This is a genomic window from Pseudomonas sp. M2(2023) (assembly GCF_030263955.1).
Lineage (GTDB): Bacteria > Pseudomonadota > Gammaproteobacteria > Pseudomonadales > Pseudomonadaceae > Aquipseudomonas > Aquipseudomonas asiatica.
Genome location: NZ_CP127114.1, coordinates 32,936 through 53,235, shown reverse-complemented (window position 1 = coordinate 53,235; position 20,300 = coordinate 32,936). Strand labels below are relative to the sequence as shown.

Here is a 20,300-nt window from a genome sequence, read left to right as displayed (position 1 = left end):
GGCATGGCGAATTTTTCTGTGCACAGCCTGGTGCATGTTGGGTAAATGGAGGCTTACAACTGAGTCTCGGGAACTAGGACGTGGCCCTGCATGATGCGGCGAGCGGTCCGATAGGTAGATGTCGCGGAAACGTGCCCGTCCTCAGTTAGGTCGACGATGACGTCGACGGAACCGGTCGGGTGTTCGATCTTGACCATCTCGCCGGTTTGTTCCGGAACGAAGTGGGAGGGGATTGTCCCCGGAATTTTGCAGGCGGCAGCCAATGCCATGGATGAGGTCACCGGCGCGGCTCGATGCGGACGGTCGCATGAGACGAAGCGAGCGGTAATCGCAGCAGATGCATCGGAGGGTGGAGATACCACGACAACGTCAGGGACGTTCTTCACGATCTCACGCGCTTCATATTCTGTGGTGCATAGCTTCATCTTCAACGCAGCCGCCACACGAATTTCGGCTACCAAATCCAGATAGGCAGCGTTGGTCTGCAACTGAGCAGTGGATTCATTACCTGTGATTCCGACAACCGCAGCTGACACGATGGCGCACGGTACATTGGCGTCGAACAGCGTCGCCTCGATGACTTCGCCATTGGCCAACTTCAATTGATCTATCTTCGCGCCGGTAGGGAATGCCGTCGGCCCCATCGAACCTTCTGGCCTTTCAAAGCGGAGGAGGATCGGAGCTGCTCGGCCGGCGACCCCAGAAATTTCAATCAGATCGTGTGGCTTCGGACTGACACTGAAGCTCGACTCAATGATCTTGCGCGAGTTTTCGTTATAAATCCTGACCCGCGCATGACCCATGGAGTCTGGTTCTACCCATCCCTCGTCGACAGCGAAGGGGCCGATCGCAGAAGACACGTTTCCACAATTGGCGTCGAACAATAGATCGCCGGTCTTGGGCTCGACTTGGACAAACAGATAGTCGACGTCCACCCCATCCCGATCCGAAGGACTCAAGACAGCCACCTTGGACAAAGAAGTGGTACCGCCCCCCAAACCATCCAATTGGCTGGACTCAGGATCCGGGCTGCCGAGGACTACTTGGAAAATGTGATTCCACGCGGAGCGGTCTTCGGGAAGGTCTGATTTTTTGAAGATCACGGCACGGCTGGTACCGCCGCGGACATAGACTGCTGGGAGGGCAACTTGGTTGGCGCTCATGTTCATCTCTCACCTATGGGGCTGGCTTAACTAGCCTCTGGACAAGTTCTGATAGCCACAGATCAGGCGATCTTCGAGTAAGCAAGACCAGCGATCGCGATGTCTTGCAGACCTATGCCCACCGACTTGTAGATCGAGATTTCGTCGGGGCGGACCGAGTAATGCGGATCAATGAGGACCGCAGATAGCTCCTGGAGCTTGGCCGGAGACAAACAGGCAGGGTCAGCCATTACCAAGTCACCAGCTTCTTGAATTGCCTGTTGGTGCCAATCGACCACGATTCGGCTGGAACGAATCAAAGCGGTGTCATCGAGTTCACGGGTGTAAGGAAGGCTCGAACCGATGGCTGCGATGAACGTGCCAGGCTGGATGAGATTTCCGTCAAAAAGCGGAGTGGTCGAGCGAGAGGCCGTGACGATCATCTGCGCCGACTTCACTGCAGTTACTGCATCAGTAGCCATGACGGGAAGCCCACATTGCTCAGCCAAGAAAGCAGCTTTCTCATCAGCGTCCTGGCGGTCCACGAGAAGAATCTGTTCAAGATCAAATGCCGCCGCCAACTGGCGAGCATGCTCTGCCCCCTGCTGACCGGCTCCAAACAGGGCAAGGACACGAGACTCCTTCGACGCCATTTTTTGCGCCGCCAGCACTGATGTTGCGGCAGTGCGCAGGCGTGTGATTGCACCGGCATCGAAGGTAGCCAAGGGGGCTCCGTCTTTGGCGGAGAACAGCAGAATCACGAACTGAAACTGTCCCTTGATCGTTGTATAGACCTTGGCCCCTACATAACCCTGATGCGGAAGCACCGCGCCCAGGGTGGACAGTTTCACCCCCTCCGCTTCGGTGCGAATCCGTTCTTGAAGAGCAGCGCCATCTCTGCCGAGACTGCTGAATGCAGCCAGCAATGCCCCCTGAACCTCAGCGGGAGAAAGGCTTTTTTCGATCTGCTCGTCGGTGATGTGGATCATGGAGGTATCAACTCGATAGGGCCAAGCAAGCACTTGGGATTCTGGATTCAGGATTCCATGATCCTATCGCATTCACATGACTGTCAATATCAGTTGATCGCCGCTTAACCGGCAGACGCGATCCTAGATAGCTAATCTACCCGCTAGGCCCCCGAAATCACGCAGCTTTAGAGATGCGACGAAGGGTATTTTTGAGCTTCGCAAATTGCTTGCGCAGGTGAAGGGCTCGTTGTAGGCTGAGATTGCGTATCCCGAATCCAGAATCCCATACGGAGAACAATAAGATGGTCGGATATCGATTGAAAGGTGTGGCCTTGACTGTCGCTCTTGCGTCCTTTGGCTCATCTCCAGCTTTTGCCAAGGACGAGCTATTCCTTGCCTGGCAAGGTGGTTCGCGCGAGCAGCTTATGAGGGAAAAGATCATTCCCGAGTTCGAGAAGCTCCACCCCGTTAAAATCAGCTACGTGGCCACGGTTTCCACCAAATTGCTGGCTCGTCTCAAAGCGCAACGCACCAACCAAGACATCGATATCGCCATCATGGACGACGGGCCGATCTATCAGGCCGGCGCCGATGGTCTGTGCTCTGCTAGCACTCCGAAGCACACCGACGAGCTGTACGCACTCGCCAATATGGATAGCGCCAATGCTGTTGGCATTGGGGTAGTAGCGACCGGTATTGAGTACAACACTGCGACATTCGCGAAAAATGGCTGGGCAGCGCCTACCTCCTGGAATGACCTGGAGGATCCAAAATACAAAGGGCAATTGGGCCTGATTTCGATCTCCAACACCTACGGGCTGCATACGCTGATGATGATGTCTGCGGCCAATGGTGGAAGCGCTCCCGAATACGATGCTGGTTTCAAAGCGCTTTCCGAGAAAGTGGTGCCCAATGCGCAAGCGTTTGTGGAAAGCACGGGCAACCTTTCCAGTGCTTTCCAATCAGGTGAAATTTCTATCGCAGTCAACTCAAATGGCCGGTCTCTTGCCCTAGCCAACACCGGTTTCCCGGTGGCATTCGTTTATCCCAAAGAGGGAGCGGTAGCGACCATCATTGGTGCCTGCGTTGTCGAAAAGCCCAAAGTCAGCCCCTATGCCGTGGAATTTGTGAAGTTCCTGCTCACGCCGGAAATCCAGAAGATCATGGCTGAAAATGAAGGTATGTCGCCTGTCAACAAATCCACAACCCTTGCCCCGGACATCGCCAAGGTGATTCCCACCGGTGAGCAGGCGATGGCTGCCTTGGTGCTGCCTAATTGGGATCAGCTCAATAAAGACAGGAACAACCTGGCTCGCCGCTGGGCCCGTGAAGTAGAACGGAAAAGGTAAGCCATGATGAGTGACGTATTTCTGCGCATCGAAAATCTCCGCAAGGAATTCGGAGCTACGCCCGTTGTTAATGGCTTGGATCTGGACATCAAGCAGGGTGAGTTCGTATCACTCCTCGGCGCCTCAGGTTGTGGGAAAACGACGACGTTGCAAATGATCGCCGGCTTCGAAAAGCCTACAAGTGGTCGAATCTGGCTAAATGGAAAGGACATCACTGACGTTCCTCCGAGCAAGCGCGAGATTGGTATCGTCTTTCAAAACTACGCACTGTTCCCTCACATGACTGTTGAGGAGAACATTCTGTTCGGGCTTGTGTTGCGCAAGGTAGACAAGGCCGCGCAGCGTAAACGTCTAAGCGAATTGTTGGATCTGGTCCACCTGGTTGGGCTGGAGGCTCGATACCCTCGCGAACTTTCCGGTGGTCAACAACAACGTGTGGCGATCGCCCGTGCACTTGCGATAAAGCCAAACGTACTACTACTCGATGAGCCATTCTCCAACCTCGACGCACGTCTTCGTGCCGACATGCAAAACGAAGTGAAACGGCTCCAGATCGAGACGGGTATCACCACAATCCTGGTCACCCATGACCAGGCCGAGGCGATGGCGTTGAGCGACAGATTAGCCATCATGCACAAAGGCGTGGCACTGCAGGTGGATACTCCTCAGGCAACCTATGACCATCCCGCATCGCGCTATGTCGGAAACTTCCTCGGCAACATCAACATTCTTCAGGCAGATTTGCGAGATGTCGGGTCACACGTGAGCTTCAGCGCCAACGGAAAGAGTCTGCAGGTTCTAAACGATCAAAGACTTTCCCCGGAACGGTGCTGCATCTCGATCCGCCCTGAAAGAGTGCGGATCCAACCCCAACCTACCGATTGCGAAGTTTTGCTTGGGGCGACCGTAACATCGAAGAACTACAACGGGAACTCTTGGGATATTGGCACTGAGACGGAGCTCGGGAGCGTCAACATCAATATCCCGCACCACGGTGCCCCTACCCCAGACCGTGGCCAGAGCATCGTGGTCGGATGGAACCTTAACGATATGAGGCTTGTTCATGTCGACTAGCAGAAATTCCGTTGATTCGATGCGCTTGCTTGCCACCTGCCTCCCGGCGGTGATCACCTTCCTGATCGTCTTTGCAGTACCGATGGTACTGATCTTCAAGCTGGGGGTTTCCACTGAGGACGGAGCCTTTTCCCTAGATAACTTCTTCGCTATTGCTGGGGATGAATACTACCAGGAGATTTTTGCGCGGACGTTCAAGCTGGCGGCACTGGTAATGATCGTTGCGGTGGCTATCGGGGTCTTTGAGGGCTACTACCTCAACGGCCTGAGTGGACGCATCAGGATGCTGGTACTGATGGCCATCCTAGGTCCTCTGTTCGTGTCTGTGGTTGTTCGAACTCTGGGCTGGCAAATCATACTGGGGAACAATGGTCCCATTTCATATTTTCTCCAGGCGATTGGTCTTGCTAAGGGGCCGGCAGACCTGCTGTATGGCGAGCTCGCGATCTTCATTGGACTGCTGCACATGGTCCTGCCATACATGATCCTCAACATCTGGACCGCCTTGATGAGCTACGACGACAAGACCGAAAAGGCCGCTCGTTCGCTGGGAGCAGGTTCCGGGACGGTGTTCTTTAAAATTGTTCTCCCGCAAATCATGCCGGGCGTGTTGTCAGGCGCACTGACGGTGTTCGCGCTCTCGATGAGCGCATTCGCGACACCAGCGCTGCTAGGAGGGCGGACTACGAAGGTCGTCGCCACCGCGGTATATGATGAGTTCCTGAGCACCTTCAACTGGAATTTAGGCGCATCGATTGCGATCATTTTGCTTGCCTTGAATATCTTTACCGCCTTCTTCCTTAACAAGTGGGTCGAGCGTAAATTCAAGGGGGTATTCGCATGAGCAAGCTCATTCAGAACTTGATCCACCTACTGATCATGGTGTTCTTGGTTGCTCCGCTGCTCATGGTAGTCCTGGTGTCTTTCACGCCCACGTCATACATGGAAGTCCCCCTGCATGATTTCTCGACCCGGTGGTATTCGTCGCTGATTGCCAATAGCGAATTCATGGGAGCAATGCGCAACAGCGCCATCTTCGCAGCTATTTCAAGCTTGCTGAGCGTGACCATTGCGGTCCCGGCCGCAATCGCGATAGCCAGGCAACGCTTCCCAGGAAGCGCAGGGATTAAATCATTCCTGCTGTCACCCATGATGGTGCCGGCGGTCGTGCTGGGTATCGCATTTTTGAAGTACCTTTCCACGATCGGGCTCTCTAGCACCATGCTCGGCCTAGTGCTCTGCCACTGTGTGGTGGTTACACCCTATGTGCTGCGCTTGACCATGGCAGCAGTGGGCGGCATCAACAGAAATGCCGAGCTGGCTGCAACATCACTTGGGGCTTCAGGCTTTACGGTCTTTAGGAAGGTCACTCTTCCTTTGGTGCTACCCGGCGTCATCAGCGGAGCGGTGATTGCGTTCGTTACCAGTTTCGATGAAGTGACGGTGACCGTCTTTGTAGCATCGCCGGGCACCATGACGATCCCGGTGAAACTGCTGAACCACATCAACGAAACGACCGATCCCCTGGCTGCCTCCGCATCGGCGGTGCTGATCTTCGTGGCGGTAGCAGTCATGCTGGTAGTGGAAAAGTACTTCGGGTTGCAAAACGTCTTTTCAGGCAAAGTCCGGTAAGCGACGTTTACCTACCAGAAGGGCAGTGAGTGGAGAACTCACTGCCCTTTTTCATTTCAGCTAACCGCCTCTTCCTGCTCAAGGACGCCCGTCAAATCATCAACCGTTGCTGCGACGTGGTCGTTCATCAGTTTGACGACCAATTCCTCTTTACCAGCGGCCAGCGCGTTAAAGATCGCGCGGTGGTGTGCCTGCTTGATCTTGAGGCGCTCCAGATAAATCTCAGCTTCCTCAGTCGACTCCTGAGCCTTATTCAGCGCGTTGCCACGGTAAAATTTGATCATGCGCTGCAGAGAGGACAGCATCTCTTTGATGAACGGGTTATCGCAGGCGTCGACGATAGTGTGATGGAACCTGGTGTTGAGCTCAAAGCCACGCTTGAGATCTGCTTTGGCAATCGCTTCGTCGGTGTCATTGACCACCTGCTCGACCGCTCTGACCACAGCTTGCGAACCCGCCTGCACCACTTCACGCACGGCCGCTGCTTCAAGGGCAGCGCGGCATCGATACAGGTGACGGAGATCGCGAGGGGTAAATCGACGCAACTCATAGCCACCGGTACGCAGTTCTACCAACAGGCCTTCTTGGCTGAGCTTTCGAATAGCCTCACGTACCGGGGTCCGGCTCACCCCAAGCTTGGTCGCCCACTCGCTGTCCTTGATCCTCTCTCCAGGCTTGATTTCGCCCTTGGTAATGAGCTCTAGCATGTGGTCATAAACTCTGTCGAACATGTGCTGTTTCGGCAGAGGAGAAATGATGCCTTCACTCATCGGAGGCTCCTGAATTATCGGCTGATCACGGTACATCGCTGAAGCGACGAAATCATTATACTACCACCGAAAACAGTATCCCGGATACCAACTGTCTGCCCGCTGCAACCCGGTCTAGTCAGGGTCACCCCCGAGTACTGGCGCATGATCAGCTATTTTTCCGTGGATCAGTAAGTTGTCTCGACCCATGGATCCTACTCAGCGTGTCGAGTGGTAGAATTCAGGATTCTGGGATTCCTATTTCCCGCATCGATTCGTCAATCCGCTGCCGGCTCCAAGGGGGAATATTGTGACCAATGTGATAATGCGACGTGCAAACCTGGACGATCTTCCAGCCATCGTTTCGCTTCTGGCAAACGATGCGTTGGGCTCGACGAGGGAAGACGCCTCACTTCCGCTACAAAGCAGTTACGTCGATGCGTTCAACGCCATCGATACAGACCCGAACCAGTTCCTGGTCGTAGCAGCTTCTGATCAAAAAGTCGTAGGGACTCTACAGCTCACCTACCTACCGAACATCTCTCACATGGGAGCATGGCGGGCACAGATTGAAGCTGTGAGGGTTCACGAAGATATGCGTAGAAGCGGCCTGGGGCGGGATCTCTTCCAATGGGCTTTCGATCAAGCTCGCGAACGCGGGTGTGTCATGGTCCAGCTCACGTGCGATCGGGCTCGCCCCGATGCACACCGCTTCTATGAGTCTTTGGGATTCGTGCCGAGTCATACCGGTTTCAAAAAGAAGCTCTGATATCGGCTGTCAACCCAAATCTATTCGTACTGGCTCGGTTAATGACCGCGCCAACACGTGGAGGACGTATGCATATCGTCATTCCGGATGACTATCAAAATGTCATTCGCAAACTGGATTGCTTCAAAGCGCTCAGGGAACATCAGGTCAGCGTTTTCCACGATGCTGAGGACGACACCATGGTGTTAGCTGAACGATTCGCGGATGCCGATGCGATCGTCCTTACGAGAGAGCGTACGAAGATCGATGAGGCTTTGCTTTCGCGACTTCCCAAACTGAAGCTGATCAGCCAGACCGGAAAAGTTTCAAGCCATATCGATTTGGCCGCTTGCGCACGTCATGGCGTGACCGTTCTTGAAGGTCGTGGCTCACCGATAGCGCCGGCCGAGCTAACGTGGGCCCTGATCTTGAATGCACGCCGTCAGCTGATTCCAGCCATTGCGGGAATGTACGCAGGAAAATGGCAGACCAACATGGGAGCTCGCCTGGCTGGACAAACTCTTGGTATTTGGGGGTACGGAAAGATCGGCCAGCGGCTCGCGCGTTACGCTGAAGCGTTCGACATGGATGTCTTGGTCTGGGGAAGCGATACTTCAAGAAGCGCAGCGGTCGCAGCGGGCCATACAGCTGCGGCCTCAAGGGCGGAATTCTTTGAGCGGTCAGATGTGTTAACCCTAAACCTCAGACTCGTGGAAAGCACGCGGCATCTGGTGACCCGAGAGGATCTGTCATTGATGAAATCCTCAGCTCTTCTGGTCAATACCAGCCGCGCTGAGTTGATTGCGCCCGGAGCGTTGCTTGACGCCCTTCATGTTGGGCGACCAGGTTTCGCTGCGGTCGACGTATTCGAGGATGAGCCGGTGCTAGACGCATCGCACCCACTTCTACAACATCCGCGTGTGCTGTGCACTCCACACCTCGGCTATGTTGAAAAAGAAGGATACGAACTGTACTTCGGTGACGCATTCCAGAATGTGGTGAGCTTTTTTCAAAGCGAATAGATCCTCCAACTAGAGGCTTTGGGCTGATTTCGTACCGCCCCCTCACGCTGAGCGCATTCGTCTTCGCTGCCGTAATAGGCTTGAGACCATAGTGGCTGATTGGCGAAGCGGTTTTAACGAACGCACCAAGCGTTGCGTGTCCACCGAATACGGTCGACACGCAACTTCGCGTGGATAGTGTCTTCGAAAGTGTCACAGGATCTGCAGCGGGTACTCGAATATAACTTTCACTTCATCAATATCGCCCTCACCTTGAGCAGCATTTGCTCGATGCGTAGCCTGACGGAGCCGAACCGATAAATCTTTCGCGGGCCCTTCCTGAACTACATATCGGACCTCAAAATTGCGCTCCCAATGCCTACCTCCGGAGCTTTGGAGGCCGACATACCCCCCACCCGCATCTGCGTTGCTTCCGTCAATGTGATCACCGTAAACATAACGACCCATCAGCGATAATCCTGGAGTAGCAACAGCGCTGAGATCGATGTCATAGCGGAGCTGGTAGGAGCGCTCCTCCGCCCCGTTAAAGTCGGAGTATGTGATCGAGTTGGCAAGGAAGATTGAATCACCGCCTACATAGTCAAAAGGCGTGTCGCCATCGACATTTTGGAAAGCCAGCATGACTCTGTGCGGCCCCCGCTGATAGGTCCCAGCAAGACTGTAGGTCGTGTTATTGATCTGCCCCTGCAGTGCTTTCCCCATCTCAGACGTGTGATAAACATTCATGTCGAACGAGACTGATTGCTTTGCTGACAGTGGCAGCACCCAGTTAACGTTTGCATAGTGCTGACGCCAAGTGTTTTCCAATCGAGACGTATAGAAGGTTGCACTCAGGTGTTTACTGAAAGTGTAAGCACCCCCGACAAAGTCAATGCTGCCACCAGGCTGACCCGAGCCATAGTTAATAATCAACTCATCATCGCTATTGGTGGAATTGCGTTTCTTCTCTGCGGTGAAATGCCCTAACTCCAATCGCAAGCTATCCCATTCCTGACTACTAACCAGCAATCCAGTCGCAGTCTCAGGCAATAATCGAGAATCGGCGGTTGAGAAGACAGGTGCGTCGACTTGTTGTCGACCGAAGCGAAGTTGCGTCGAAGATATCTGCACCTTGAGCGCCGCGCCGGTACTGGAATAGTTGTCTTCAGCCCTTCCTCGCTCACCTAGCGGTAGCAATCCGGTGCCTGAGGTTCCGCGACCGCTGTCCAGCTTCAGACCTAGCAAGGCGTAGACATCGAATCCAAGCCCCACAGGACCTGGCGTGTACCCAGAGCTGTAAAAAGCCATCACACCTTGCGCCCACTCTTCTCGGTAACTCTGTTTATCGGAAGGAGTGTCGCGAAAGTCACGATTGAAATAATAGTTTCTTAAAAGTAATCGGGCGCTACCACCTTCTATTATCCCATCACTTTCAGCCTGAGCAGAAAGTGCGATACAGGAGTATAGGGCAGCGCCCAGCGTAACGCTGATCTTGATAAGCGACATGGCGAAAAACTCTCGTTTAGAGTATTGCCAACCTGAGCGGTTGACTTTTTGTTCTTGGTTCTAAAGAGTTATGCAGGCGGTACGCACAAAAATTTACCCGCCGCTGCTCTCTGGGAATCCAAAGAGCGCAGGTAGTGGTAATTAGCCGTATCAGGAGAACATCCCCCTACCAGCTGGGCCATCAGTCCTCTAATGGTTTTAACAGTGCTTGTACCAGCTCGGCGGAGGCTCCATAGAGAGGCACATCACCACGCATCAACACTTGTGCGCTCCGGCGATATGCGGCCGCCGAAATATCGATTTGTCCAAGTGAGCGCTTGGCGGTAACAGTCGCATCCAGCTTACCAGCAGGGTTTTCAATGCTGACTTCAATGTCCGCGAATGCTTCCCCTATCTCATTGACGCCAACCGCCACTTTATTGGCCGTGCTGCCAGGCAGAAGACAAGCTGCAGCCAAGCAGCAACCACCTGATACAGCCATAGAGGAGTGACCTGTCTGCGGGGTGAAGTAGCGCACCGAAATATTACCGCCATTTCGAGGAGCTCCAACTATGCACACCTTGGGAATGGTCTCGCTTCGCTCTATCTCCTCCCGGCTCATCAACTCACCGTCACGCCGGCGGAGCTTCATTTTTAAGCCAGCCTCCACCCAAACGGATCGAAGCAGCGCGTTGAATGCTGCATCGCTTTCAAGGTCGGCCATAGCCTCGTGACCCGTCTTGCCAAAGCTCTCGGCAGCCGCAATCACCATTGGCACAGCGACATCCACGCAGGAGACCTCAATGCCTTGAATGACGTCTACAACCGAGCCTGTTGGCAACAAGGATCCCGTTTTATTGCCAACCGGAGATTGAAGGAACAGATCCACCTGTGGAAATGCGCCAAGGACGCCAGGAATCTCAGCTAGGGTGAAGCGCCCGTCATTGTCTCGCTGCATACGGCTGATGGTGACGACTCCAGTATTCGTGTTCTTGATCTCAATCTCGCAGACCCCGGAGGTTGGGGTATCGAGCATGCCGCTATCAATTGCCCACAGTGGCAGTGACGACGACATATTCCCGCAGTTCACACTCCAATCGATTTCGCCATGACTGCTAGCAAGCTGAGCAAGCGTGCTGACGAGACGTTGGCCAGAAGGAGTCGCTTCGACTTTAGCCAGAAACACTTTATTGCTGGTCGCAGGGCCGCGCCCCAATCCCGAAACCTGACGGTTCCCAGACGCTTGGCCGGATTGAGGCACCCCCATCAGATGCCGGAGCAGCTCAGCACGAAGCTGTTCATCACTGGGAACCAGAGGCTCCCAGATAACTACCCCTGTCGAAGTGCCTCCCCTCATGTAGTGCACGGGAATCTCCAAAACACCGTGATTGAACCGGCAGCTGAGATTATGCCGGCCAGCTGGGGGATTCGAAGATTCGTGCATGGCTAACTCCTAGACTTCGGAAACATGGGTGGTACGTCTAAATCTGATCAGTGCTGCTGCACCGGCTTGTTCACTTCAGGCGCACAGACAGCCTTGGCCGGTGCAAGGCGCTTCGCCAAGATCAGTGCGGCTACAACGCTGAGCAGAAGCGGCAATGACGTCGCAATGATGCCCGTCGTGAACGAACCCGTTTGATCCTTGAGTACACCAATGACATACGGGCCTACAAATCCTCCCAGATTCCCGAAGGCATTGATGAATGCGATGCCGCCGGCTGCCGCTGTGCCTGTCAGGAAACTTCCAGGTAGCGTCCAGAAAATGGGGCGTGCGGCGATCACTCCCAGGGTGCTGATAGAGATGCCCACAATTGCCCCAGTGAGGGATGGAACGGCGGCAGTGATAATTAGCCCCACAGCACCGAGCAGGCAGCTAGCAGCCACATGCAAAGATCTGTTGGCACTCCTATCTGAAACTGCTCCCCACACAATCATGCCGGCAATCGCTACTGCGTATGGGATCATCGACAGAAGGCCAATCTCAACGGTTTGCAGCCCATGGCCTTTGAGCATCTGCGGCAGCCAGATGGCGATCGCGTATGAACCAACGGCAAACCCAAGGTGCACGATGGCCATTAACATGACGTTCAAACTTTTAAGAGCGTCTCCCAGGCTCGACAGATGACTAGGGGTTTGCTCCACAGCAAGCTTCGAGATCAGCCACTGCTTCTCCTCATCGGTCAGCCATTTTGCCTGCGACGGCTTATCGGTGAGATACACCAGCACGATTATCCCGAGGAAAATTGCCGGCACGCCCTCGATGATGAACATCCATTTCCAGCTAGCAACATCCCAAAAGTTCGCCGTTTCCAGCAGCCACCCCGATAGTGGCGCTCCAATAAGAGCGGAGAGCGGAATCGCGGTCATGAACAAAGCGGTCAGCCGGCCGCGGTATTCCCGGGGGAACCAATAGCTGATGTACAACACCATGCCTGGGAAAAAACCAGCCTCAGCGACGCCCAGTAAGAATCGCAAAATTAGGAAGGAGGTAGGGCCTTGGACGAACGCAAAGCATGTAGAAACGATCCCCCAACTGACCATGATTCGGGCGATCCAACGGCGAGCGCCTACCCGATGCAGCGCGAGGTTGCTAGGCACTTCACAAAGGAAGTAGCTGATGAAGAAGAGGCCAGCCCCCCAACCGAAAACCGTGGCAGTGATGCCTACGTCCTCATTCATGTGCAACGCAGCGAATCCTACATTGATCCTGTCCAAGTAATTGACCAGGTAGCACACGAGCATGAGCGGGATCAGTCTCCATCCCACTTTCTTGATGGTACGTTTTTCGATTGAAGCGTTCATCGAGCACCGCCTATTTGAATTGTATTTGAGGCTTGGGCCTGAAGAGGTAGGCGGTAAAGACTCCTGCCATTGCTCCATAGCGCTTTGCGCGCCAATTCAGGACCTAGAATGGATTTGATCAGTCCTATGTCGTCGGGATGGAACGGGCGCTGTGCCCGTGTAGAGGGTAAATCTGAGCCAAACATCAGGGCGTCCGAACTTCGCTGGGCAATCTTTTCGAGCGCGCGGGGCACATCCAGCTTCACCCGTCCAAACCCGCTGGCCTTGACCTTTGCACCAGCATCGACCAGATCCAGCAGTACCGGAAGCCCCGCCTCTGTCATGCCCAGATGGTCAATAACCAGCTCTGGGAGCTTTGACAGCTCCGGAACATGCTTCTTCATCAGCGAAGCATCCAAGTAAACCTCGGGATGCCATCCCGCGAGATCACGAGCGCGCTGAGCCAATGCGACTAGCTCACTAACTGGGATTTCATCACCACGATAAAGGTTGAAACGAATGCCGCGAACTCCTCGGCTGTCGAGTCTAAGGATCTCTTCGTCTGAAACATTGGTTGGCAGCTGGGTGATCCCCACCCATTCCGGCCCGAGTGCAGCAAGACCATCGCACAGCCAATCCTGGCGATACCCTTGAAACGAGCTACCTACCAACACGCCAGACCGGACACCAAGCGGCACGGCCTGCTTCATATAGTCGGCCTTCGTGAAGAAGGACGGAGTAAAGCCACGGTTGGCGTCGATAGGAAAAGTAGGGTCGAACAAATGGAAGTGCGCATCAAATATGGGTTCGCCAGACGTGATATCGCCGGCTAGGACACTGCGCAGGGGGATACTTGCAAGCGCGACGGCAGTGCCGATTAGGAAGCTTCTTCTTTTTATTTTCACGAGGAAACCCTTTGAAATCAGAGGGAGGAGACGAGCTGATCGATGTTCGCTGCGACAATCTCAGGCGTTTCGATGGGGGTGTAATGTCGTGCCATTGGGACGATTTGAAGTTGCGCCTGAGGCAGAATTTTTGTGATTTCCATAGCCATCGCCACCGGCGTCGCATAGTCGTTTTCACCAACGATCACGTGTACTGGGCCTTGGTAGCGGCTGAGCAAATGGCGCTCGTCTGCGGCTCCCAGAAGCAGGCAGGATTCGTTGTAAGCATTCGTATCATTGATTAGGAAGACATCCAGCGCGCGCTGCAGCGCCTCCGGATTACTCGCCCGAAATTCGGGACTGAACCATCGATCCGACTGAAAATCTGCGAGCACTGCCATACCGTCGATCAAAGCTTTCTGACCTCGCTCCGCCCACCGGGTATGAGCATCGTCTCCATACCAAGCAGTGGTATCGATAGCGATCAATCCAGCTACCCGTTCCGGGAAGCGGCCTGCCATTCCTATGGCTACCGTGCCGCCCATTGAGCAACCCACAAACACAGCGCGCGGCACACTCAGGTGTTCCAACACACTCAGTAGGTCCCGATTGAAGAGCTCAACGTCATAAGGCCCTGCGGGCTTGTCCGAACGGCCATGCCCTCGGCAGTCGACGGCATAAACATTGGCCTCGACAGCTAAGGCAACAGCCACATCGCTCCACATTTGATGATCCATCGCCAAGGCGTGGATCAAAATGATGACTGGGGCGCTTGGTGCTGACACTTTCAGCCGGCGAACGGCAATTTTGCAGCCGTCTTCGGACATACAGAAACTGAGGGCGGCAGGGGGTTGAGATAGTGCGTTCACGGTCGGACCTTTTTCCTAGAGATGCGGAGAGGCTAAGGACCGTCAGTCCTCTGTAAGCGCCTCTGTAGGCTGCTGCAGCGAGTGCTTGGAAACCAAAAGCCCGTCTGCATCGACGTACACCCAGTCGCCATCAGCGATGGTTACGTTGAGGAAGCTGACCGGGTTACCAACTGCCCCTGCACCGGTCTTCAGAGGGCGCAGCGGAACGGTGCCCAGCGCGAAGACGGCGAACGGCAGGTGAGCCAGGGAGTCGCGGTCGCGAACATAGCCATTGATGACAAGGCCCGCCCATCCGTTTTTCATAGCTTTAGCTGCCTGGATGTCCCCCAACAGAGCTCGGTTGGCGGAGGCAGCGCCGTCGATTACAAGGATCCGACCCAGGCCAGGTGAACTGACCAGCTCACGGATCAGCACATTGTCGTCCACACACGACACCGTGGCGGCGGGGCCTCCGCACGAACGCTGAGCCCCGAATGGAATCAGCCCAGGATGAGCTTGCTGAAGGGCTGGATCGGCGGATTCCCAATACAAATCACAGAGATCGGCCGTTGAACATTGGCTTGCGACTTGAGACATTTTGCGACCCTCGGTAGTTCTGTACAGAAGTATAGATACGTTGAGAGCGCTGTCAACGTTTGGTAACGTGGCGCTCTGGTAGCACAACGCTGCACACCCAAGGATTTGTGTGATGGTTTCGAAAGATTTTTCTTATCAGAAAATGGATAGCCGCCTGCCTCGGTACGTGCAGATCCGGGACGATTTGGCTCGCAGAATCAATGAAAGGACGTGGGCTACAGGGGTGGCCCTCCCCTCGGAGGACAAGCTCGCTGCGGAGTACGCGGTATCGGTGAGTACGATGCGGAAGGTGTTGGATAACCTCGTGCAGGACGGCTTGGTCGAACGAGTGCGAGGGCTGGGAACGTTTGTTTCCCGGTCATTTGAAAGGTCATCGATGCTGCGCTTCGTTCGCTTCAGAGGCGCGAGCGGCGAAGGCTTGCCTAGCGCGAGGATACTGAGCATCAAAAAAGCACTGCCGCCGGAGCGGGCGGCATTGCAGCTCTCGCTGCAATCAGATGAGCAGGCGCTCTATTTACATCGCTGCCGCTCGTTCGACAATGAAATTGTCTTGGTTGAGCATATCTGGCTGCCGCTGCCTAGGTTCGATAACCTCCTGCCATACTTGGAAGCTAACTCGCCCCCCCTTTTGTATCCCGTCTATGAGACCGAGTGCGACGTTCTGGTCTCCCGCGCGATCGATAATCTTACTGCACAGGCACTGAGCGATGAGGATGCAGAATTGTTCAACCTTCCGGCTAAAACGATGGCCATTCAAATTGAACGTCTCATGCACGATCACGTAGGCACGCCAGTTGAATGGAGGCTTTCGTACATTCCTGCTGATAGATTCAATTACACTGTTGAGATCAAATAACTTTCACAATATGTCTTAAAACTAGCTACAGACGATGACGGGCATCTGATAAGCCGCAGAGGCTATAGGATCGGCTGGTATGCCAAGCAGGGTTTATCGTACGCAATGATCTTATGAAAGAGACTAGTGTCTACGAAACCAGGGGCGATTCAGTTTACAGGTTAAAAAGTGGTTTACATCGAATTAGTCGACAGCGTGATCGTGGCGAGGCCGGTCCGTGCCTGATCAAGCACTGCGACCGGTGCAATCTGCTCAATACGCCGATAAGTCTCGTACAGAGAGATCAGGTCTCCTTGGGCCATGACCTCCAGAGGCGTGCGCCCCTCAAAGAATGGATTGGCATTCTTGAACCCTGGAAAGCCCTTCACATTATCCTGGTTGCTGAATGCAGCTCTCAAGAATCCGTGGATACCTATCACCATGCCAATCCGCTGCTGCTGATCCAAATCCAGTCTTTGTCCACATTCCTGACCCCGCGCAGCGCGGCGATAGGTCGATTGAGAGATCCGTAGGATGCTGCAAGCCTGCGCCGGTGTTGCTCGCCAGGCATTGATGATTCGAAGCGCGAGCTTCAAGCCGACCGAACACTGCTCACCGTTGAGGCGCTGTCTGTTGATCATGATTTCAACTCCTACGCTTTTTAATGAGCTTACCGCTGAGTAAGCGGGTGATCAAAGCCGCCGCCGTCCTTGTACCGGACTCGATCACTCCTAATCATTGGCGTTCTCTAAAAATCCGCTCGCTGGTCTATTGCGGTAGTAAGCATTCCCACCAAGAACGATATTGAAGCCGGGAGGTCCCTGCCAATCTCGTGGTACGCCGGTTGATCTGAGTAGAGCTTCCGGTTCTACGCCATTTTTTGCGAAGCCCACCAAATCCCATTCGAAGTAGCTGACTAAGGCGTGAAATACCGGGTTTGCAACGCTGGAAACCACATGAAGGCTGCCAGTGTTAATCGGAAGGTGAAGTCTAATCATATCGTCAACAGCACAAATCAACCTCCTCAATCGGAAGTGCCAGACCGACTCCAAGAGAAGATCAAGCTGCTCTAGAGCTAGGGGAAAATTGTGCTTACGGGTTGGGCAATGCCTCGGCAGATTGATCGGGAGTAGATTCTGTAAATTGGTAATGTTGACTCGCTTCTGCCCTCTCGCAATCCGATACATCTCCTCAGCCCCCTTAATCAAGATGGCAGCAAACTCTTTGTCACGAGGGTCAGTGGCGCTTTCATCCTCAACAGGCGTCGGCTTTGGCTGGCTGAGCTTCGCCATCAGCCACGATTTGTCGTTCTCGTAAAGCCACCGTGTCGCTTTATAGGCATTCAGCCAGAGATACTCCAAGCTGACGTCCGCCCGCACCGCCAGGAGAGTTTCAATTTTCTGACGGAACTGGGCTTCTTTGCCCACGAGTGGTTTACCCTGCAGCCCGCGCAGCCTAGCACCTGCAATACTTTGAAGTATGCTTTCTTTCTTCAAGGCACTTTCAAAAGCATCAACACTGCCGAACAAGTGCAGCGCGATAATCATATGCCGTGCAAGGGGCATGTCCATCTGCCCATTATGGGAAGTAAACCTTATCCATTGCTCATGCTTTCCCGCCGCGTAGGCGCTGCACATCTGCGACAAGGCTTGATCGCCATATGTATCACGAATGCTGCCGAACAGTTTTGCTGTTCCAGCAAACCTTCCGTGTATGAAGCCCCGTTTTTTGCATTGTCGTAAATAGCTGGAGCACAAAGCATCACTACTCATCGGCGGTAAATTGCGCTGCAGCAGCTCGTGTGCGAATTGGGCAAATTTCTTTTCAACCTGAGTACCCTGACTCACCGGCGCAGGGGTGAGCGTGCTCCAACCGCATACACACGGCTCAGAAAGGCTCGGTAGCATCCGATTCTTTCTGAAGAATGGGTGAGAGCATCTCGGGCATGCTTGCATCAACAGGTCACCGTGACGCCAACAGACGGACACACCAGGCAAGTGATGCGAGCGATGCCAGTACGCATAACCCAATTCGAGAAGGTCCTGCTGAACGCAGGTTGGACAGAGTTTTGCCTTGCAGTGGACCGTCCCCTCCCTGCGGGGAATTCGCGCTACTCCAGTGAAGCTGAAACCTGTCAAAGGCCCTTCCGCCCCTTCACTTATCCCCAGAAATGGTCGGTAAGCGGGAAAGGTAGTGTTAGTGCAGATCAGCTCGTCAAGATTGCTTGCTGTGACACCTGGAAGCCTGGCAGCAAGCACCTCAATCTTCTTCGGGAGCATACCGACGTTGAAGGGATTCGAGCCAAACAGATCGCGGAAAGTCTCCCCTACGGTTCTGTTACCTGAAAGGAAGTGGTAGCGCGTGATACGAGAGTGCAGCATCTCGTCCGGCATCGACATAGGAAAAAATAGTAGATCAGTCATCAGTTACCGACTTACAAGGTAGGGCTCGAAAAGGACGCACATCCAGTGATCGGCATACTTGTAACACACGAAATCATGTATCGGGGTCAGGACTTTTGAAAATTTACACATAGCACGACGTCAATTATCCCTGGCACTTTGGCACATTTGCAGGCTATATCCCGGCAGTATCTATCCGATACAAATCACGTATACGTCAGTAACCACGGGGGGGGTACACGAAAATCCACCACCCAAGCTGCCCCCACACCTCTTCACAAAATTACGTCTGTAGAAACGTACAATAATTCCCGAATGCATCAAGCTCAATTTTCAGCTGGTTTGATGAATGCGAGGGTGCTGGCCACGTCGACTGGCGATGGCCGCTTGCGTGCGGAACCACTTCGGGGGGCTGGTTTTTCTTCCTCCAATGCTGACCAACGTGTACCAAAGCCGCGTACCAGATATCGGTTGGTGCGATCGAACTCATGTTCGCTATGGAATTCTCCCGGACGGAACGAAATCAGCCGCATGTCATAGAGTCGCGTGACCGCATCGGCGATATGGTGCCTGGGTACACCCGTGCAAGCCGATAGGCGATCGTAGCTGATGGTTGCGATGCCTCGGCGATCCCTGGTCGCCAGGATGGCGATGAAGATCTTGATGGCGTGGAACGAGAGCTGAGTAAAGTTGAACTCGCTCAGCAGCAGCATGCGTCCGTGGTTACCGTCGTAGAGCCATAACTTCGGAATTTTTCCCCATCCATAGGCATCGTTCCAGTTCTCAATACGAATCAGCGATCCGCTCTTTAGGGCGCCCGTTTCACGCTTGATCAAACCAGCCACTTCTAAGCGCTGAAGAGACCGCGCTACCACCGCCCTAGACATCACACCGAGCTTACACAGCTCTGTGTAGGTGACCTTTGCCATTCCGGTCGAGAAGTCCGCGCGGCAGCACAACACCATATAGAGCTTGAGTGCCGCCAGGCTCTCGTTACGCAACTGCGGGTCATCTGCTTCTGGCGGCCATACCGGCAGAAATGAGTCAGTGATTAGCTTCGTCGACCGCCCTCGGAAGGCTACAAGTCCCTCTTCGTGAACCCACCGGATCGGCATCTTGGCCCATTCACTCTTAGCCACCATCACACCTTACCCCATGCAAGCCAGACGACGAAGAACGCCAGCGAAAGGCTGAGCATTACGCAACACAACGCAAGGTTAACTGGATTGGAAGAGAGAGCCTTCTCCAAAAAACTAATGAGGCTTTTCACCTTTGCAAGCTCCGAGAACTAATCAGGCCTCAACAGTGAAGAACCAGCGACGCTTTATCTAGATGAAGGCAAACTCAATTTACCTTCACAGCCTCCGGATTCCGGGGCCTTCGCGAAAATTTTATAGTTCATTTGAGCGCGGCGTCGAGGCGGCTAAAAGTTAGGTTGGAGCCCAGTTGAGGGCCGGCCGCCTGCTGAGTCAAAAAAGACCGCAGCCGGCGATAGCTGCCTCAACCACTGCCGACGCCCTGTTGAATGTCCATGGGCCTTCTATGCAAATCTTCCTCTGCTGTCCCCCTTTGGGCCAGCGGCCAATTCTCCACAGGGTCATGCGGATGATAGCGAGTATGATACCTTGATGCTGAGTGAGATCATTTGGTGTCACATCGCCCAGGAGCGGTGATCGAGTATCTACAAAAGCCGGGGCTATTCAGCTTGGTTAAGCCAAATGCATCCAGGTGGTAAAGAAGTGCAATTGCCCATCTTGGGACGCGATGAGTTTCCAAACCATGAGGCTCGATGACTAGGTCGA

At 54.1% G+C, this 20,300-nt stretch carries 19 protein-coding genes; 7 read left to right on the top strand and 12 right to left on the bottom strand.

Annotated features, from left to right (window positions below):
- Positions 1 to 53: 53 nt before the first annotated feature.
- Together QN085_RS00245 and QN085_RS00240 are read right to left on the bottom strand one after the other, a co-directional pair.
- Positions 54 to 1,163 carry a PrpF domain-containing protein gene (locus tag QN085_RS00245; protein ID WP_285689098.1) on the bottom strand — a complete coding sequence of 370 codons (1,110 nt, stop codon included), beginning with the start codon at positions 1,161 to 1,163 and terminating at the stop codon, positions 54 to 56.
- A 62-nt stretch (positions 1,164 to 1,225) separates the two neighbouring features.
- Positions 1,226 to 2,131, bottom strand: coding sequence for an ornithine cyclodeaminase family protein (locus tag QN085_RS00240; RefSeq protein WP_285689096.1), 906 nt, complete (start codon positions 2,129 to 2,131; stop codon positions 1,226 to 1,228).
- 314 nt (positions 2,132 to 2,445) lie between these two features.
- On the opposite strand from QN085_RS00240, the gene QN085_RS00235 reads away from it, so the two are divergent.
- From QN085_RS00235 to QN085_RS00220, 4 genes are read left to right on the top strand one after another with little or no spacing between them, the layout of a single operon-like run.
- Positions 2,446 to 3,462, top strand: coding sequence for an ABC transporter substrate-binding protein (locus QN085_RS00235; protein WP_285689094.1), 1,017 nt, complete (start codon positions 2,446 to 2,448; stop codon positions 3,460 to 3,462).
- Between the two features lie 3 nt (positions 3,463 to 3,465).
- Positions 3,466 to 4,536, top strand: coding sequence for an ABC transporter ATP-binding protein (locus QN085_RS00230; protein WP_285689091.1), 1,071 nt, complete (start codon positions 3,466 to 3,468; stop codon positions 4,534 to 4,536).
- The gene (locus QN085_RS00225; protein ID WP_285689089.1) at positions 4,526 to 5,380 is read left to right on the top strand and encodes an ABC transporter permease; all 855 of its coding nucleotides are present in this window, start codon (positions 4,526 to 4,528) and stop codon (positions 5,378 to 5,380) included. Before QN085_RS00230 ends, QN085_RS00225 begins: the two co-directional genes overlap by 11 nt.
- Positions 5,377 to 6,168: an ABC transporter permease gene (locus tag QN085_RS00220; protein WP_285689087.1), complete on the top strand. Its 792-nt coding sequence runs from the start codon at positions 5,377 to 5,379 to the stop codon at positions 6,166 to 6,168. The genes QN085_RS00225 and QN085_RS00220 overlap by 4 nt, the downstream gene beginning before the upstream one ends.
- Positions 6,169 to 6,224: 56 nt before the next feature.
- On the opposite strand, the gene QN085_RS00215 is transcribed toward QN085_RS00220, so the two are convergent.
- Positions 6,225 to 6,938 carry a GntR family transcriptional regulator gene (locus QN085_RS00215; protein WP_285689086.1) on the bottom strand — a complete coding sequence of 238 codons (714 nt, stop codon included), beginning with the start codon at positions 6,936 to 6,938 and terminating at the stop codon, positions 6,225 to 6,227.
- 289 nt (positions 6,939 to 7,227) lie between these two features.
- Here QN085_RS00215 and QN085_RS00210 point away from each other — a divergent pair, with 289 nt between their 5' ends.
- Entirely contained in the window at positions 7,228 to 7,686 is a 459-nt protein-coding gene (locus QN085_RS00210; protein ID WP_285689084.1) for a GNAT family N-acetyltransferase, read from the top strand.
- A gap of 68 nt (positions 7,687 to 7,754) precedes the next feature.
- Positions 7,755 to 8,687 (top strand): D-2-hydroxyacid dehydrogenase family protein, encoded by a 933-nt coding sequence (locus tag QN085_RS00205; protein WP_285689082.1) that lies wholly within the window; start codon positions 7,755 to 7,757, stop codon positions 8,685 to 8,687.
- Between the two features lie 192 nt (positions 8,688 to 8,879).
- On the opposite strand, the gene QN085_RS00200 is transcribed toward QN085_RS00205, so the two are convergent.
- The 6 genes from QN085_RS00200 to rraA all read right to left on the bottom strand — a co-directional run bounded on the left by QN085_RS00200 (position 8,880) and on the right by rraA (position 15,261).
- Positions 8,880 to 10,172: an OprD family porin gene (locus QN085_RS00200; RefSeq protein ID WP_285689080.1), complete on the bottom strand. Its 1,293-nt coding sequence runs from the start codon at positions 10,170 to 10,172 to the stop codon at positions 8,880 to 8,882.
- A 181-nt stretch (positions 10,173 to 10,353) separates the two neighbouring features.
- Positions 10,354 to 11,595 (bottom strand): PrpF domain-containing protein, encoded by a 1,242-nt coding sequence (locus tag QN085_RS00195; protein WP_285689078.1) that lies wholly within the window; start codon positions 11,593 to 11,595, stop codon positions 10,354 to 10,356.
- 47 nt (positions 11,596 to 11,642) lie between these two features.
- Positions 11,643 to 12,953, bottom strand: a complete 1,311-nt coding sequence (locus tag QN085_RS00190) for an MFS transporter (RefSeq protein WP_285689076.1) — start codon at positions 12,951 to 12,953, stop codon at positions 11,643 to 11,645.
- Positions 12,950 to 13,837: an amidohydrolase family protein gene (locus QN085_RS00185; RefSeq protein WP_285689074.1), complete on the bottom strand. Its 888-nt coding sequence runs from the start codon at positions 13,835 to 13,837 to the stop codon at positions 12,950 to 12,952. The genes QN085_RS00190 and QN085_RS00185 overlap by 4 nt, the downstream gene beginning before the upstream one ends.
- A gap of 17 nt (positions 13,838 to 13,854) precedes the next feature.
- Positions 13,855 to 14,643: an alpha/beta fold hydrolase gene (locus tag QN085_RS00180; RefSeq protein ID WP_285689072.1), complete on the bottom strand. Its 789-nt coding sequence runs from the start codon at positions 14,641 to 14,643 to the stop codon at positions 13,855 to 13,857.
- Between the two features lie 84 nt (positions 14,644 to 14,727).
- Complete coding sequence (rraA, locus tag QN085_RS00175; protein ID WP_285689070.1) at positions 14,728 to 15,261, bottom strand: ribonuclease E activity regulator RraA; 534 nt, start codon at positions 15,259 to 15,261, stop codon at positions 14,728 to 14,730.
- 112 nt (positions 15,262 to 15,373) lie between these two features.
- Here rraA and QN085_RS00170 point away from each other — a divergent pair, with 112 nt between their 5' ends.
- Positions 15,374 to 16,117, top strand: a complete 744-nt coding sequence (locus QN085_RS00170; RefSeq protein ID WP_285689068.1) for a GntR family transcriptional regulator — start codon at positions 15,374 to 15,376, stop codon at positions 16,115 to 16,117.
- A 173-nt stretch (positions 16,118 to 16,290) separates the two neighbouring features.
- Here the strand turns inward: QN085_RS00170 and QN085_RS00165 are convergent, their stop codons facing one another.
- The 3 genes from QN085_RS00165 to QN085_RS00155 all read right to left on the bottom strand — a co-directional run bounded on the left by QN085_RS00165 (position 16,291) and on the right by QN085_RS00155 (position 19,640).
- Positions 16,291 to 16,737 carry an antitoxin Xre-like helix-turn-helix domain-containing protein gene (locus tag QN085_RS00165; protein WP_285689066.1) on the bottom strand — a complete coding sequence of 149 codons (447 nt, stop codon included), beginning with the start codon at positions 16,735 to 16,737 and terminating at the stop codon, positions 16,291 to 16,293.
- A gap of 90 nt (positions 16,738 to 16,827) precedes the next feature.
- Complete coding sequence (locus QN085_RS00160; protein ID WP_285689064.1) at positions 16,828 to 18,519, bottom strand: TniQ family protein; 1,692 nt, start codon at positions 18,517 to 18,519, stop codon at positions 16,828 to 16,830.
- A gap of 305 nt (positions 18,520 to 18,824) precedes the next feature.
- Positions 18,825 to 19,640 carry a MarR family transcriptional regulator gene (locus QN085_RS00155; RefSeq protein WP_285691382.1) on the bottom strand — a complete coding sequence of 272 codons (816 nt, stop codon included), beginning with the start codon at positions 19,638 to 19,640 and terminating at the stop codon, positions 18,825 to 18,827.
- Positions 19,641 to 20,300 lie beyond the last annotated feature (660 nt).